The 13,684-nt window shown below is 38.1% G+C and carries 15 protein-coding genes (1 of these 15 running past the window's edge); 7 read left to right on the plus strand and 8 right to left on the minus strand.

Annotated elements, in window-relative coordinates:
• Nucleotides 1-4, minus strand: partial view of a nucleotidyltransferase-like protein gene (locus C1N55_RS17025; protein ID WP_137729906.1) — the 5' end (the start) only. The gene continues 887 nt to the left of window position 1, outside the view; the window shows 4 of its 891 coding nt (coding positions 1-4); its start codon is at nucleotides 2-4; its stop codon lies beyond the left edge, outside the window.
• Nucleotides 5-218: 214 nt separating this feature from the next.
• Between C1N55_RS17025 and C1N55_RS17030 the strand changes: the two genes are divergently transcribed.
• Nucleotides 219-566, plus strand: a complete 348-nt coding sequence (locus C1N55_RS17030) for a YgzB family protein (protein ID WP_137729907.1) — start codon at nucleotides 219-221, stop codon at nucleotides 564-566.
• A gap of 137 nt (nucleotides 567-703) precedes the next feature.
• On the opposite strand, the gene perR is transcribed toward C1N55_RS17030, so the two are convergent.
• The 3 genes from perR to bcp all read right to left on the minus strand — a co-directional run bounded on the left by perR (nucleotide 704) and on the right by bcp (nucleotide 2,806).
• On the minus strand, nucleotides 704-1,150 hold the full coding sequence (gene perR / locus C1N55_RS17035) for a peroxide-responsive transcriptional repressor PerR (protein WP_137729908.1): 447 nt from the start codon (nucleotides 1,148-1,150) through the stop codon (nucleotides 704-706).
• 214 nt (nucleotides 1,151-1,364) lie between these two features.
• Nucleotides 1,365-2,312, minus strand: coding sequence for an NAD(P)-dependent oxidoreductase (locus C1N55_RS17040; protein ID WP_137729909.1), 948 nt, complete (start codon nucleotides 2,310-2,312; stop codon nucleotides 1,365-1,367).
• 35 nt (nucleotides 2,313-2,347) lie between these two features.
• Nucleotides 2,348-2,806, minus strand: coding sequence for a thioredoxin-dependent thiol peroxidase (bcp, locus tag C1N55_RS17045; RefSeq protein ID WP_137729910.1), 459 nt, complete (start codon nucleotides 2,804-2,806; stop codon nucleotides 2,348-2,350).
• A 116-nt stretch (nucleotides 2,807-2,922) separates the two neighbouring features.
• On the opposite strand from bcp, the gene C1N55_RS17050 reads away from it, so the two are divergent.
• Both C1N55_RS17050 and C1N55_RS17055 read left to right on the plus strand, forming a co-directional pair.
• Nucleotides 2,923-4,212, plus strand: coding sequence for a glutamate-1-semialdehyde 2,1-aminomutase (locus C1N55_RS17050; RefSeq protein WP_137729911.1), 1,290 nt, complete (start codon nucleotides 2,923-2,925; stop codon nucleotides 4,210-4,212).
• A 147-nt stretch (nucleotides 4,213-4,359) separates the two neighbouring features.
• Nucleotides 4,360-5,448 carry an FUSC family protein gene (locus tag C1N55_RS17055; protein WP_137730676.1) on the plus strand — a complete coding sequence of 363 codons (1,089 nt, stop codon included), beginning with the start codon at nucleotides 4,360-4,362 and terminating at the stop codon, nucleotides 5,446-5,448.
• 43 nt (nucleotides 5,449-5,491) lie between these two features.
• On the opposite strand, the gene C1N55_RS17060 is transcribed toward C1N55_RS17055, so the two are convergent.
• Nucleotides 5,492-6,091: a Crp/Fnr family transcriptional regulator gene (locus tag C1N55_RS17060; RefSeq protein WP_168193890.1), complete on the minus strand. Its 600-nt coding sequence runs from the start codon at nucleotides 6,089-6,091 to the stop codon at nucleotides 5,492-5,494.
• A gap of 155 nt (nucleotides 6,092-6,246) precedes the next feature.
• On the opposite strand from C1N55_RS17060, the gene C1N55_RS17065 reads away from it, so the two are divergent.
• The 4 genes from C1N55_RS17065 (at nucleotide 6,247) to cysK (ending at nucleotide 9,898) form a co-directional block, all read left to right on the plus strand.
• Nucleotides 6,247-7,098 carry an ABC transporter ATP-binding protein gene (locus C1N55_RS17065; RefSeq protein WP_137729913.1) on the plus strand — a complete coding sequence of 284 codons (852 nt, stop codon included), beginning with the start codon at nucleotides 6,247-6,249 and terminating at the stop codon, nucleotides 7,096-7,098.
• Nucleotides 7,031-7,816, plus strand: a complete 786-nt coding sequence (locus C1N55_RS17070; protein ID WP_137729914.1) for an ABC transporter permease — start codon at nucleotides 7,031-7,033, stop codon at nucleotides 7,814-7,816. The genes C1N55_RS17065 and C1N55_RS17070 overlap by 68 nt, the downstream gene beginning before the upstream one ends.
• Nucleotides 7,817-7,827: 11 nt before the next feature.
• On the plus strand, nucleotides 7,828-8,844 hold the full coding sequence (locus C1N55_RS17075; protein ID WP_137729915.1) for an ABC transporter substrate-binding protein: 1,017 nt from the start codon (nucleotides 7,828-7,830) through the stop codon (nucleotides 8,842-8,844).
• Between the two features lie 127 nt (nucleotides 8,845-8,971).
• Entirely contained in the window at nucleotides 8,972-9,898 is a 927-nt protein-coding gene (cysK, locus tag C1N55_RS17080; protein ID WP_137729916.1) for a cysteine synthase A, read from the plus strand.
• Between the two features lie 37 nt (nucleotides 9,899-9,935).
• Here cysK and C1N55_RS17085 read toward each other — a convergent pair whose 3' ends face one another.
• The 3 genes from C1N55_RS17085 to C1N55_RS17095 form a co-directional block, all read right to left on the minus strand.
• Nucleotides 9,936-10,838: an ABC transporter permease gene (locus C1N55_RS17085; protein WP_137729917.1), complete on the minus strand. Its 903-nt coding sequence runs from the start codon at nucleotides 10,836-10,838 to the stop codon at nucleotides 9,936-9,938.
• Between the two features lie 15 nt (nucleotides 10,839-10,853).
• Nucleotides 10,854-11,858, minus strand: a complete 1,005-nt coding sequence (locus C1N55_RS17090) for an ABC transporter permease (protein ID WP_137729918.1) — start codon at nucleotides 11,856-11,858, stop codon at nucleotides 10,854-10,856.
• Between the two features lie 78 nt (nucleotides 11,859-11,936).
• On the minus strand, nucleotides 11,937-13,574 hold the full coding sequence (locus tag C1N55_RS17095) for an ABC transporter substrate-binding protein (RefSeq protein WP_137729919.1): 1,638 nt from the start codon (nucleotides 13,572-13,574) through the stop codon (nucleotides 11,937-11,939).
• Between the last annotated feature and the right edge of the window lie 110 nt (nucleotides 13,575-13,684).

The raw sequence follows: 13,684 nt of genomic DNA on the forward strand, positions 1-13,684 counted from the left end.
CCATAATAATCCTCCTAATACAATTACATTATTTTGTTTTTCGACATCCATAAAAAGAATCCTTCTTATTTTCTATTTGCTAATAAAGAACTTATATTGAAAGTAAAAGTTCCAACTTATATTTTATGTATCTATTCTTAAAAATTTCTATGCTTTCTTATCCTCATATGAAAAAGTTCTATGTTATAGTAGAATCTAGATTGGGAGGCTAAAGAATTATGGCAAAGACATATAAAAATAAAATAAATAAGATTCGCTCATTTGCCCTATCACTAATTTTCATCGGTTTTGTAATAATGTACGGGGCAATTTTCTTCCGCGAAAATCAAATATTGGTTATCATCTTCATGACATTAGGGTTATTATGCATTATTGGCAGTACGGCAGTATATGGTTGGATCGGTTTACTTTCAACTAGAGCTGTACAAGTAGTATGCCCGAATTGCAATAGACATACCAAGGTACTAGGACGAGTTGATATGTGTATGTATTGTAATGAACCACTTACACTAGATCCTACATTAGAAGGCAAAGAATTCAATCAAGATTACAATAAGAAAAATTAACACTTTAGTCGACTCCTAAGCAGAGTCGGCTTTTTTAATTTGCTGCTTCTTGCCAAATCATGATGTTAAGGGTTTTCATCCACGCAAGCTTTGTAAAAAAAAACCTAGCAACATACCGTTACTAGGCTTAAGCGTGACTACAATACTTGTTTACCGGCATTTTCAAGACATTCTTGACAAGTACCATATAATTCTAGACGATGTGAATGTACCTTATAGCCTGTTACATGCGATGCAAATTGTTCCACTTCGTTTAAACCTGGATAATGGAAATCCACAATCTTTCCACAGGACTCACAAATCATGTGATAATGGTCATTTGTAACGAAATCAAATCGACTTGCTGCATCTCCATATGTTAGTTCCTTCACTAAACCTGATTCACGGAAAACGCGTAGGTTATTGTAAACAGTTGCTACACTCATATTGGGAAACTTACCTTCAAGAGCTTTATATATTTCATCTGCAGTTGGATGTGTCATTGATTCAATTAAATATTCCAAAATAGCATGACGCTGCGGAGTAATTCTTACACCAGTTGTCTTTAACGTGTCTAGGGCATCTTTTAAATGCATTTCAGACATCGCCATGCACCTCTTTCTAAATAATTCTTAGTTTATAATAGTTATAATTAGTGTACTCAAATTATCGATTTGAGTCAACAAATCTCTACCTTCTACTATTAGTTTAGCGTGTTTGATAATAAAAAAATACCATTATTAATTATTTATTATTATAAACATAAGAAATATTCAGTATATGAGCCATGCTGCGTCCTTCAATACAAATATTTTATTCTCAATAACCACGTAAAATATCCATTTTATTCTCAATGCCAGTCTCACCATTTAGATATTTCTTCAGGCTTGGGATAAATATTTCAAAACTTCTCTCCAAATAACGAGAAGAGTGGCTTGAGCAATGAGGGGAAATCGTTATATTATCCAATTCCCAAAGCCTGCTATTAAGCGGAAGCGGCTCTTCCTCAAAAACATCTAGGACCGCATGCAGAATTTGATTCTCTTCAAGTGCACGAACAAGTACATCTGTACTCACTAGATTTCCTCTGCCAAAATTCAGAAAGATTGCATTATCCCTCATTAATTGGAAATGCTCGTATTTTATTAGATGCTCCGTTTCATCAGTGCTTGGCAAAACCGAAATAACGATATCTGCTTTCGGCAAGTGTTCTGCTAAATCATCTATACGATAGGTTTCATTCATATAATCTGCAGGATTTCCACTTCGATTGCAGCCGATTGTGTAAACTTCAAAAGCCTGTAACAGTCTTCCAATTTCACCACCTATTGCCCCCGGACCAATGATTAATGCCGTACTTCCATTTAGTTCTGTTGGGCGACCGCCTCTTTTATCCCAAACTTTATTTCTTTGGTTTTGATATATTGTTGGTAAAATTCGTTTTATGGACAAGATATGTGCCAGAATCGATTCCGTCATCGGCTTTTTATGAATTCCTCGAACATTTGATACGAGGATATTTCGTTCGGCAATTGCATTTTTAGGCATTTTTTCAACACCTGCGGAAGCCACGAAGATCCATTTTAGGTTTTGAGCTTTAGCGATATCTTCTTCCGATAAATCTTCACCATATGTAACAATTACTTCTGCTGATTCTAAATCCTCCACAACTATTCCCTTACGAAACGCAAACTCGATTTCAGGAAATTCATCAACTAATTGTTTTTGTAAATCGGGCCTTGAATCAAATGTAAAATATACTTTCATCGCTCTTTCCCCTCCACTATGAAAACTTGCTATATTTAACGTAAACTTTCTAAAACTTCTTCAATATGATTTTTCACTTTTACTTTACGCCATTCTTTTTCAATAATTCCCTCTTCATTAATAAGGAAAGTCGAGCGTTCGATTCCCATAAATTCGCGACCATACATTTTTTTCAATACCCAAACACCGTATTTTTCGGCTACCTCGTGATGTTCGTCAACTAGTAACGAAAAAGGCAGGCCGTACTTTTCTATAAATTTTGTATGCTTATTTGCTTCATCACCACTGACGCCAAGTATCACCGTATTTAAATTAGAAAACTCTTCATGGTGATCACGAAAATCGCATGCTTCTGTTGTACAACCCGGTGTCATATCCTTCGGGTAAAAATAGAGTACAACCTTTTTACCTCTATAATCTTTTAAAGATACTTTCTCTTCTTTTTCATTTAATAATATAAAATCTGGTGCTTCCATATTGACTAACGAATCCATAGATCTCCCTCCCTTCTCTCTATCGTACAAAAGAAGGGTACGAGTTTCAAATTCTTTGGCATTCGCTTTCGAATAGGTCTACAATAAGATGTGAAATCAATGAGGAGGCTTTACAAATGAATCATACTAAATCTGAAGAAATCCAAATACAGGCTTTAGAGCATATCGTTGGTGGAGTAAACAGTCCATCACGTTCGTATAAAGCAGTTGGCGGTGGTGCACCTGTTGTCATGGCAAAAGGAAAAGGTCAGTACTTTTGGGATGTAGACGGTAACCGCTACATTGACTACTTAGCTGCTTACGGTCCAATTATTACAGGATTTGGTCATCCACATATCGCAAAAGCAATCGCTCACGCTGCGGAAACAGGTGTTTTATACGGAACTCCTACTGAGCATGAAGTAAAATTCGCCAAAATGTTAAAAGACGCAATTCCTTCTTTAGATAAAGTGCGTTTCACAAACTCAGGTACAGAAGCAGTAATGACGACAGTACGTGTTGCCCGTGCTTATACGGGACGTACTAAAATCATTAAATTTGCTGGATGCTACCATGGACATTTTGACCAAGTACTAGTTGCTGCCGGTTCCGGTCCTGCTACACTAGGCTCTCCAGATTCAGCAGGTGTGCCTGTTGCTGTAGCTACTGAAGTAATTACAGTGCCGTTTAATAATAAAGAAGAATTCCAATTAGCGATGGATAAATGGGGCGATGAGGTTGCAGCAATTCTAATCGAGCCAATCGTAGGAAACTTTGGTATAGTTGAGCCTCAACCAGGATTCTTAGAGTTCGTTCATGCGACAGCAAAAGAAAAAGGTGCACTAACAATCCATGATGAAGTTATTACCGCTTTCCGATTCCATTATGGTGCTGCGCAGGATTTACTTGGCTTAACGCCTGATCTTACAGCTATGGGTAAAATTATTGGTGGTGGATTGCCAATCGGTGCTTATGGTGGTCGTAAAGAAATTATGGAAACTGTTGCACCACTTGGACCTGCATACCAAGCTGGAACAATGGCTGGAAACCCAGCGTCGATGCTTGCAGGAATCGCATGTCTTGAAGTGTTAAAACAACCTGGTGTTTACGAAGAGATGGATCGACTAGGTGCCCTACTCGAAAAAGGCATTTTAGAAGCTGCAGAAAAACACGGTGTACCAATTACTCTCAATCGCTTAAAAGGGGCATTAACTCTGTACTTTACAAATGTAAAAGTTGAAAACTACGAGCAAGCCGAAAACTCTGATGGTGAAATGTTCGGTCGCTTCTTCAAATTAATGCTTTCAAAAGGAGTAAATCTTGCTCCTTCTAAATATGAAGCATGGTTCTTAACAACTGAACACAAAGAAGAAGATATTGTCGAAACAATTGCAGCCGTAGATTATGCATTTTCACAATTAATATAAAAAAGATTACAAAACTTTACTAATATTTTTAATTCAATATCTATACACTAAACTAGTTGACCCAGGTGAGAAAATTAGGTAAAGTAATGTGATTTCCTCACGTTTCTGAGGGGTAAAGTATTGAAAAAAGAGAGGGCGTATTTTCACATGCAATTAGGTGCCCGTGTATTAAAGACAGGTGTAGCCATTGTATTTGCACTTTTTCTGGCAGAATTACTAAACTTACCTTCACCTGTTTTCGCTGGGATTGCGGCTATTTTTGCCATTCAACCATCTATTTACCGTTCTTACTTGTCCATCCTTGAACAAATTCAAGGAAATCTAATCGGTGCTACTGTGGCCGTATTATTTGGGTTGGTTTTTGGTCATCATATTGTTGCAATAGGGATTGCAGCCATCATAGTGATTGGATTGATGAGAAGGTTCAAGCTGGATAGTTCGATATCTTTAGCACTTGTTACCGTAGTAGCTATTATGATATTTGAAGGGGATGACTTCCTACAATTTGGTGTCGTCCGATTTGCAACGGTCATGGTAGGGGTTTTTGCAGCATTTGTCGTGAATTTAGTATTTCTTCCACCACGATATGAAATTAAATTATTCACAATGATTGACTCATTGCAGGATGACATTATTCGCTGGACTCGACTTGCAGCAAGACAAGCATCTGAACATACATCCACAAAAGCTGCACTAAATAAATTTCAGGGACGTCTTAGTGATGTTGAAAAAATGTATGACTTCTATAAAGAAGAACGACATTACTCCAAGAAAAAAAGATTTGTCCAAGCTCGTAAACTCGTCGTATATCGTCAAATGATTACTACAACGAAAAAAAGTTTAGAGCTCTTGCATCGTTTGCATAAGCATGAAAATGAAATCGCAAATTTACCTGGCCAATTCCGTGCAATGGTACAGGAACGTCTGGACTTCCTACTCACTTTCCATGAACAATTACTGTTAAAGTTTACTGGAAAGTTAAAACCGGAGCATTCAAAATGGGTTGATGAACAAGACAAAAAATATGTTGATGTAATGGAACAGCTTATACAACAAATCGCCTTCGAACAAAAGCGTGAAGGTGAAGAGGAATTCTCAAGTTACCATCTGTTTTACATTTTCTCTCGTCTTTTGGATTACGAGGAAAACTTAGAGCATTTAGATACTTTAATCGTTTCCTATAGAAGCTACCACAGTGAAGAAAAAAACTCCGATTTAGAGCAAAGCTTTTATTAAACTAACTCCCCATGAAGTAACATCATGGGGAGTTTTTTATTTTCTAAAGCTTATCGATATCTACCAATTGTATAAAACCACGATCATATTGAATGATGCCTTCCTTTTTCCACTTATTTAAATAGGTCGTTACCTTTTGTCGGCTACACCCAACCATATAAGAAATTTCTTCATGTGTTAGCGGGATATTTATAGTAGCAATCCCATTTTCCATATTAGCAAGTTTTATCAAAAACCAGCTAATTCTTTCAGGTACTGTCATTTTTGAATGGATATAAACGAATTGCTTAGCTTCAGCAAGTTGCCTAACTAATGAATAAAACACAGCACTTTCAACAGCAGGAAGATTTTCTATATGTTTTAATAATACTTCTATCGGGAATGCGAGAAGTGTGGAATCTTTTAATGCAACTGAATACTGAGTATGCTCTAAATGATTATTTAATCGATCCAAAAAACCAAACAATTCCCCATCTTGTAGTAGTGCGATTGTGACGGGATGGCCATCATCTCCATCTTCAGCTAACTTAACTAGTCCCTGTTTCAGGAAATAGACAGTATTGATGGCATCTCCTGTTTTATAAATCATCTGTCCTTTTTTCACATTTATCTTTTTGCTAAAATGTTCAAGTTCTATAAACATAGAAATCCCCCCTTCTTCCTTACTAATGTTTATTATAATAATTATTCTGAATTTTTGTAACAAAAGTGACAGAAAGATTAAAATACAAAACATAAAATTGAAACTAATTAAATCTTAGTATATTAATATGTTTTATTGGAATGGAGGGTTTAATAATGACGGAACAACATATTATTCTTCAAAATGTTCATAAAGAGTTCCAGAGAAAAGATTACACTCCTACAATCGCGTTAGATGATGTTTCCCTAACGATTAAAAAGGGAGAATTTGTTTCCTTATTGGGCCCATCCGGTTGTGGTAAATCCACACTTTTAAATATAGTGGCAGGACTGGAAAAAGAATCTTCTGGTAGCCTACTAGTTAATGATAAACCTATTAAAGGACCAGGGAACGATAGAATAGTTGTCTTCCAGGAATCCGGATTATTCCCTTGGATGAGTGTTTTGGACAATGTTATGTACGGTCTTCTTATAAAAAAAGTACCTAAAGAAGAAGCAAAAAGTCGTGCACTTGATTGGCTGCAAAAGGTTCACCTTGGAAAATTCGCTCATGCCATGCCCCATGAATTATCGGGTGGGATGAAACAACGCGTTGCCATTGCCCGAGCATTAGTAACAGATCCAGAGATCCTTTTAATGGATGAACCATTTGCTGCATTAGATGAACAGACTCGAATGGTATTACATAAGGAGCTTGAGAAGCTTTGGCGCGAAACAGGAAAAACAATCATTTTTGTAACTCATAATATTCGTGAAGCTGTTGTCTTATCAGATCGAATTGTATTAATGAAAACACGTCCTGGAGGAATAAAAAACATCTTCCCGGTGCAGGCAGCCCGCCCCAGAAGTTCTTCAGACAGCATTTTAATACATTTAGAGAATCGAATACTAACAGAGCTTGAACAAGAAATGGAAAAAGTGCTGAAGGAGGAATTAGGTAGTGATTACGCTCTTAAGACGGACCATCTTCGTGTTGATCCTGATAACAATATGGGAAGCGATATCTAAATTCGAAGTCTTCCCTGCTTTTATGTGGCCGCCATTAATCATCCCTAATGACCCTGGTGGCGTTACAGTTGTAAAAACATTAGTAAACGGAATAATAAGTGGTCAATTATTAGAGGCTACAGGCTCCTCCCTTATCCGATTATTTATCGGCTTCATCGTAGCTGTCATCATCGGATTTGTACTTGGATTCTTAATTTATAAATATAAAATTGTCGATGACACTCTTGGCTTTTTTGTAACAAGCTTACAGGCAATTCCTAATATCGTGTGGATGCCATTAGCAATTCTATGGTTTGGATTAGGTGTTGGCTCTGTTATTTTCATCGTTATTTTAGGAGCTGCCCTTTCCATTACCATTACATCAAGTACTGCTTTTAAAAGTGTTCCTCCCCTACTAATTCGTGTGGCTAGTACAATGGGGTCTTCTGGTTTCCACCTGTTTAGAACAGTCATCTTTAAATCAACCATACCCCAGCAAATTGCTGGTTTACGTTTAGCCTGGGCATTAGCTTGGCGTGCGGTTTTAGCAGGAGAGTTACTAGGTGGTAGTGGCGGACTTGGAACACTGCTTGATTTAGGTCGTTCCATCCAGGCAATGGATTTAATCTTCAGTATTATGATCATTATTGGAATTATTGGTTCCTTTATCGATAACTTTATCTTTGTAAGAATTGAACGAATTGTATTAAGAAAATGGGGTATCCAAACTACCCACTAAGGAGAAGAAAAATGAAAAAGAGTATATTATTTTTAACTATTTTAACACTGGTAATTTCAGTCCTGGCCGCTTGCGGAGGTGGCGAAGAATCAAATGCCGAAAAAGATTCTGCAACTGAAATTCGAATTGGCTACTTTCCAAATATGACCCATATCGCAACAATCGTTGCCCTTGAAAAAGGATTCTATACTGAACAATTTGGTGAAGGGATTACTATTTCTACTAGTACGTTCAATGATGGTTCAGCATTTATGGAAGCAATGTCAACAAACTCCATTGATATCGGTACAGTTGGTCCAACACCTGCCTTAAACACATATGTGAAAAATCCAGAGCATGAAATAATTGCTGGAGCTGTAAATGGTGGTGCTGTACTAGTTGTTGGAAAAGATTCAGGCATTAATAGTGTTGAAGATTTAAAAGGTAAAAAAGTTGCTGTACCAACATTCGGTAGTACGCAAGATGTAGGTTTAATGAAATCACTTCAAGATGCTGGGTTAACTGCCAGCTCTACTGGAAATGCCGACGTTACAACAATTAAGCAAGCTCCAGCTGATACTGCAGCATTAATGCTAAAGGGTGAAATTGAAGCGGCTGCTACACAAGAGCCATGGGGCGTTAACATCGAAACAAATGGTAATGCGAAGCTTCTATTAGATGCATCGGAATTTGCTTGGGGTAGTGAATCTACCAATACAGTTGTTACTGCTAGAAAAGCTTTCACTTCTAATAATCCAGAACTGACGAAAAAGACATTAAAAGCTTACAACCAAGCTGTTGAATTCATCAGCGAAAATCCTGAAGAAGCAATTCAACTATTCCTTGATCACGTAAAAGAACTTACTGGTAAAGATCTATCGAAGGATGAAGTAACAAAAGCCTTTACTCGCTTAACTCCTACGATTGATGTAAAAGAAGATATTTTAAAAGAGATGGCGACGATTTCTAAGGATGCTGGCTATATTTCTTCTGATAACATTGATGGCTTAGTAAATCTTTCTTACTTGGAAGAAGCTCTAAAAGAATAGGTACTAGACACATTAATGTTAGAAATTAGTCAACTTGTTGGAAAAGTTTTATAATTAACGTAAAAGCTAAAGCTAGGCAGTAAATTTGCCTAGCTTTTGTCAATTTACTATGAAAGGTGTTTTGATGATGAAACTTCATAATAATATTCTTGAACTAGTTGGAAATACGCCAATCGTTAAATTAAATAAATTACCGTCCGAAAACGGCGCTGAAGTTTACATGAAATTGGAATCCTTTAATCCAGGAGGTAGTGTGAAAGACCGTGCTGCCTTGAATATGATTGCACAAGCAGAAATTGAAGGTAAACTCATTCCACGTGTAAGTACAGTCATCGAGCCTACTTCAGGCAATACCGGGATTGGTCTTGCAATGGTCTGTGCAGTAAAAGGCTACCCTTGTATAATTACAATGCCTGACAACGCAACAAAAGAACGTGTACAGCTAATGCAAGCCTATGGTGCAGAAGTTCATTTAACACCTGCTAATTTACGTATGCAGGGATCTATTGATGAAGCAGTTCGCATTGCAGAGGGTATACCAAATAGCTTTATTCCCTTACAATTTGATAACCATGCAAATGCCGATGCTCATCGTACGACAACTGCAGTGGAAATTTTAGAAGCATTTGATGAACAGCTGGATGTTCTTGTGTTAACTGCCGGTACGGGTGGTACAGTAACGGGAACAGGAGAAGAGTTAAAAAAACGCCTCCCAAATTTAAAAATTTATGTAGTTGAACCTGCTGGATCCCCAGTACTAGCTGGAGGAGCCCCTGGACCTCATAAAATTCCCGGAACAGGACCAGGATTTATACCGAAAATTTTAAATCCTGAAGTATTTGATGATATTCTTCACATTGAGGATGACCATGCGCAAACTATCGCTAGAAGACTTGCTGCTGAAGAAGGAATTTTAGTAGGCGCTTCTGGTGCAGCTTCGGCATACTTTGCCATTGAGTTAGCTAAACAACTTCCTTCATCTGCAAGAGTCCTTTGTTTGGCGCCAGATACTGGGGAACGTTATTTGTCATCTGATTTATTTCCAATTGAGTAAAGAAAGAAAAGGGTGAGCCAAATTCAGCTCACCCTTTCTAATTTTTCATCTTCGGATCTAGTGCGTCACGCAATCCATCTCCCATTAGGTTGAAACCTAGAACCGTTAACATGATCGCTAGTCCCGGGAAAATCATCGTCCACGGTGCAGTCATTAAATGAACACGTGCATCCGAAAGCATTTTGCCCCACTCTGGCTGTGGTGCTTCTGCGCCTAAACCTAAAAAGCTTAAGGCAGCTGCTTCGATAATCGCAGTAGCAATGGCTAATGTCCCTTGAACGATAACCGGAGAAAACGAATTCGGCAATATATGTCTCCACAATATCCGTGAATCCTTCATGCCGATTGCTCTGGCAGCAACAATATATTCTTCTTCTTTCACACTTAATACTTTTGAACGGATCAACCGCCCAAAGTTCGGAATATTGATAATGGCAATGGCAATTAAAGCGTTCTGCAGCGACGGACCCAAGATTGAAACAATCGCAATAGCTAATAAAATACTAGGGAAAGCCAACATAATATCAAATACTCTTGAAATAATCGTATCAATTATGCGACCATAAAAGCCTGCAATAATACCTAAAAAGCTCCCCACTACTACCGACAGGATGACGGATAAAAAACCGACCGCTAAAGATATCCTTGCTCCATAAACTACTCGTGAAAAAATATCTCTACCAAAATCATCAGTTCCCAGCCAATATTCACCAGAAGGGGGGGCTAATCGCAAACTTGGATCCTGTAATTTCTGCTCATTGATTCCCTCCGGTGCTATCAATGGACCAAATATCGCAAGTAGAATGAAAAACACAACTATTGCTGTGCCAACTAGTGCCGCTTTACTTTTTCGAAAGCTTCGCCATGCTACTTTCCACGGTCCAACTATTTTCTCTTCCTTTACATTTAAGTTAACTGAATTAGAAACCAGTTCAGGCATGTATCCCACTCCCCTCTAGTTATATTTAATTCGTGAATCAATAGCCGAATATAAAATATCGACAACAAGGTTTATCATGACGAACATAAAGGCTACTATTAAGATTCCTGATTGGATTACTGTGTAATCCCGGAAACCAATTGCCTCATAAATATAGCGACCTATCCCCGGCCAACTAAATATTGTCTCCGTTAAAATTGCTCCGCCTAAAAGGAGGCCTGTTTGTAATCCAATAATCGTGATAATCGGAATTAAAGCGTTTTTTAATGCATGCTTATAAACAACTTTCCCCATTCTTTGACCTTTTGCACGAGCTGTTCGAATGTAATCAGAACGAAGCACCTCTAACATGGAAGATCGTGTCATTCGGGCAATGATGGCCATTGGAATCGTTGCAAGGGCCACACCAGGTAAAATTAAATGTTTAATCGTTACCCAGAATTGATCAATGCGACCATGTATCAACGTATCAATCAAATAGAAATGGGTTATTGCCTGGACTGGATCTCGAACCTCTTCCCGACCTGATGTTGGAAGCCACTTCAACTCCAGACTAAATGTCCATTGCTCCATCAAGCCAAGCCAAAAAATTGGCATTGATACACCTATTAAAGCTATCACCATTGCAATATAGTCAAACCATGAATTTTGGAACCATGCCGAGATAATTCCTGCATTCATTCCAATAACTACTGCTATGATCATAGCAAAAATAGCTAATTCAATTGTTGCAGCCAAATAGGGCCAAACTTCAGTTGAAATAGGCTGCCTTGTTCGAAGGGACTCTCCTAAATCACCCGTTAATAGCCCTTTTAAGTAATCAAAATATTGAATATACCATGGCTGGTCGAGACCAAGCTTTTCTCGTAACGCTTTCGTCGCTTCCTCAGTTGCTTGTTGTCCTAATATCACTTGAGCTGGATCACCTGGTATCGCACGGATTATCAAAAATACGATGAAGGTCATTCCTAATAGCACAGGAATCAAATGTAAAATCCGTTTCCCTATGTAGCGAAGCATCACGTCACCTCTTTTTTTAGTGTTTGTACCAGGTACACAAACAATTTAGAATTGTTTGTGTACCTGGTACTGTTTCTTTTACTCCATAGATACGTTTACTAAGCTTTCGGAGCCTGTTGGGTGTGGTAAATAACCTGTAACTCCTTTTTTCCCTGCTAGTAATGGAATGGAGTGAGCTAAAGGAACCCATGGCGCATCTTCATGGATTATTTCTTGTGCTTGTTTATATAAGTCAGCGCGTTTTTCTTCGTCAATTTCAGACTGTGCTGCAATTAACAATTCGTGTACTTCATCACTTGAATAGTAAGCATAGTTGTTACTGCCAATCGTATCTTTGTCTAATAATGTGTAAATGAAGTTGTCAGCATCACCATTATCACCAGTCCATCCTAATAGGAATGCATCCGCTTCTCCATTTTTCGCTTTTTCTAAATATGTTGCCCATTCAAATGTGACGATCTTAGAAGGGATACCAACATCGCTTAGATTTTTCTGAATAGCTTCAGCTACTTTTTGTCCATCCGGCATATACGGACGTGGTACAGGCATTGCCCAAAGCTCAATTTCACTACCATCATAGCCAGCTTCAGCTAATAATTTTTTCGCTTTTTCAGGATTGTATTCATATCCTGCGATTTCCTCATTATATCCGCCAATTGATGGAGGCATCGGGTTCACTGCAACTTCTGCACGCCCTTGGAAGAAAGCATCAACAATTGCTTGTTTGTCAATTGCATAGTTCACTGCTTGACGTACTAGCTTATTGTCAAATGGTGGACGAGTATTTGTTAAACCTAAATACCCAACATTCATAGATGGACGTTCAATCAATTGTAAATCTGCATTAGATTCTACAGTCGATGCATCTGATGGATTAATACCATCAGCCAAGTCAATTTCACCAGTCATTAAAGCATTTAAACGTGCTGAGTTATCAGGAATAGCACGGAAGATAATTGTATCTAATTTTGGAAGTCCTTCTTGCCAGTACTCTTCATTCTTTGCAACTGTGATTGAATCGTTTCGTTTCCATTCAACAAATTTAAATGGACCAGTACCTACTGGATTATCTCCGAATGACTCTCCGGCTGCTTCAAATGCAGTTGGTGAGGCGATACCGAATGGACTCATTGCGATATTTTTTAAGAATGGCGCTTGTGGACGAGAAAGTGTGAATACTACAGTTAAGTCATCAGTAGCTTCAACACTTGCAATGATATCCTCACCTTCTGCTTTAAACATCGAGTGGAAGTAATAGAACTGCTCTTCCGCTCCACCTTTCCAGCGTTCAACATTTTTCACAACCGCTTCTGCATTGAAGTCTGTCCCATCGTGGAACTTAACGCCTTCTTGTAAATGGAAAGTATAAGTCAAACCATCTTCACTAACTTCCCAGTCTTTTGCTAAACCTGGATTAACCGTTGTATCTTGTTCTCCAAAGTTCAGTAAAGTTTCATAAATATTTTCTGTTACTTTGAAGGATTCACCATCAGTAACAATTGCAGGGTCAAGTGATACAGAATCTCCACCACGACCGAATACTAGAGTTTGAGGAACCGCTTCTTCTGTTTCTTCTGTCGTTGTTCCATCAGTTGTTTCTTCATTAGTTTCTGTTGGCTCTTCAGTTGTTCCTTCATCAGCGCTACACGCAGCTAACACTACTGAAAGAGCAAGCAACAAAAATAGTCCTAAAGACCACAGCTTGCTTTTCTTCATAAATACCCTCCCTATTTCCCTATAATATATATGTCATTGCTGCGCATCATTAAGCAACATGAGGTTATGCGTATCTCGCAAAACCTATGTTTCTCCTATTCTGACTTCGA

Source organism: Lysinibacillus sp. SGAir0095 (assembly GCF_005491425.1).
Taxonomy (GTDB): domain Bacteria; phylum Bacillota; class Bacilli; order Bacillales_A; family Planococcaceae; genus Ureibacillus.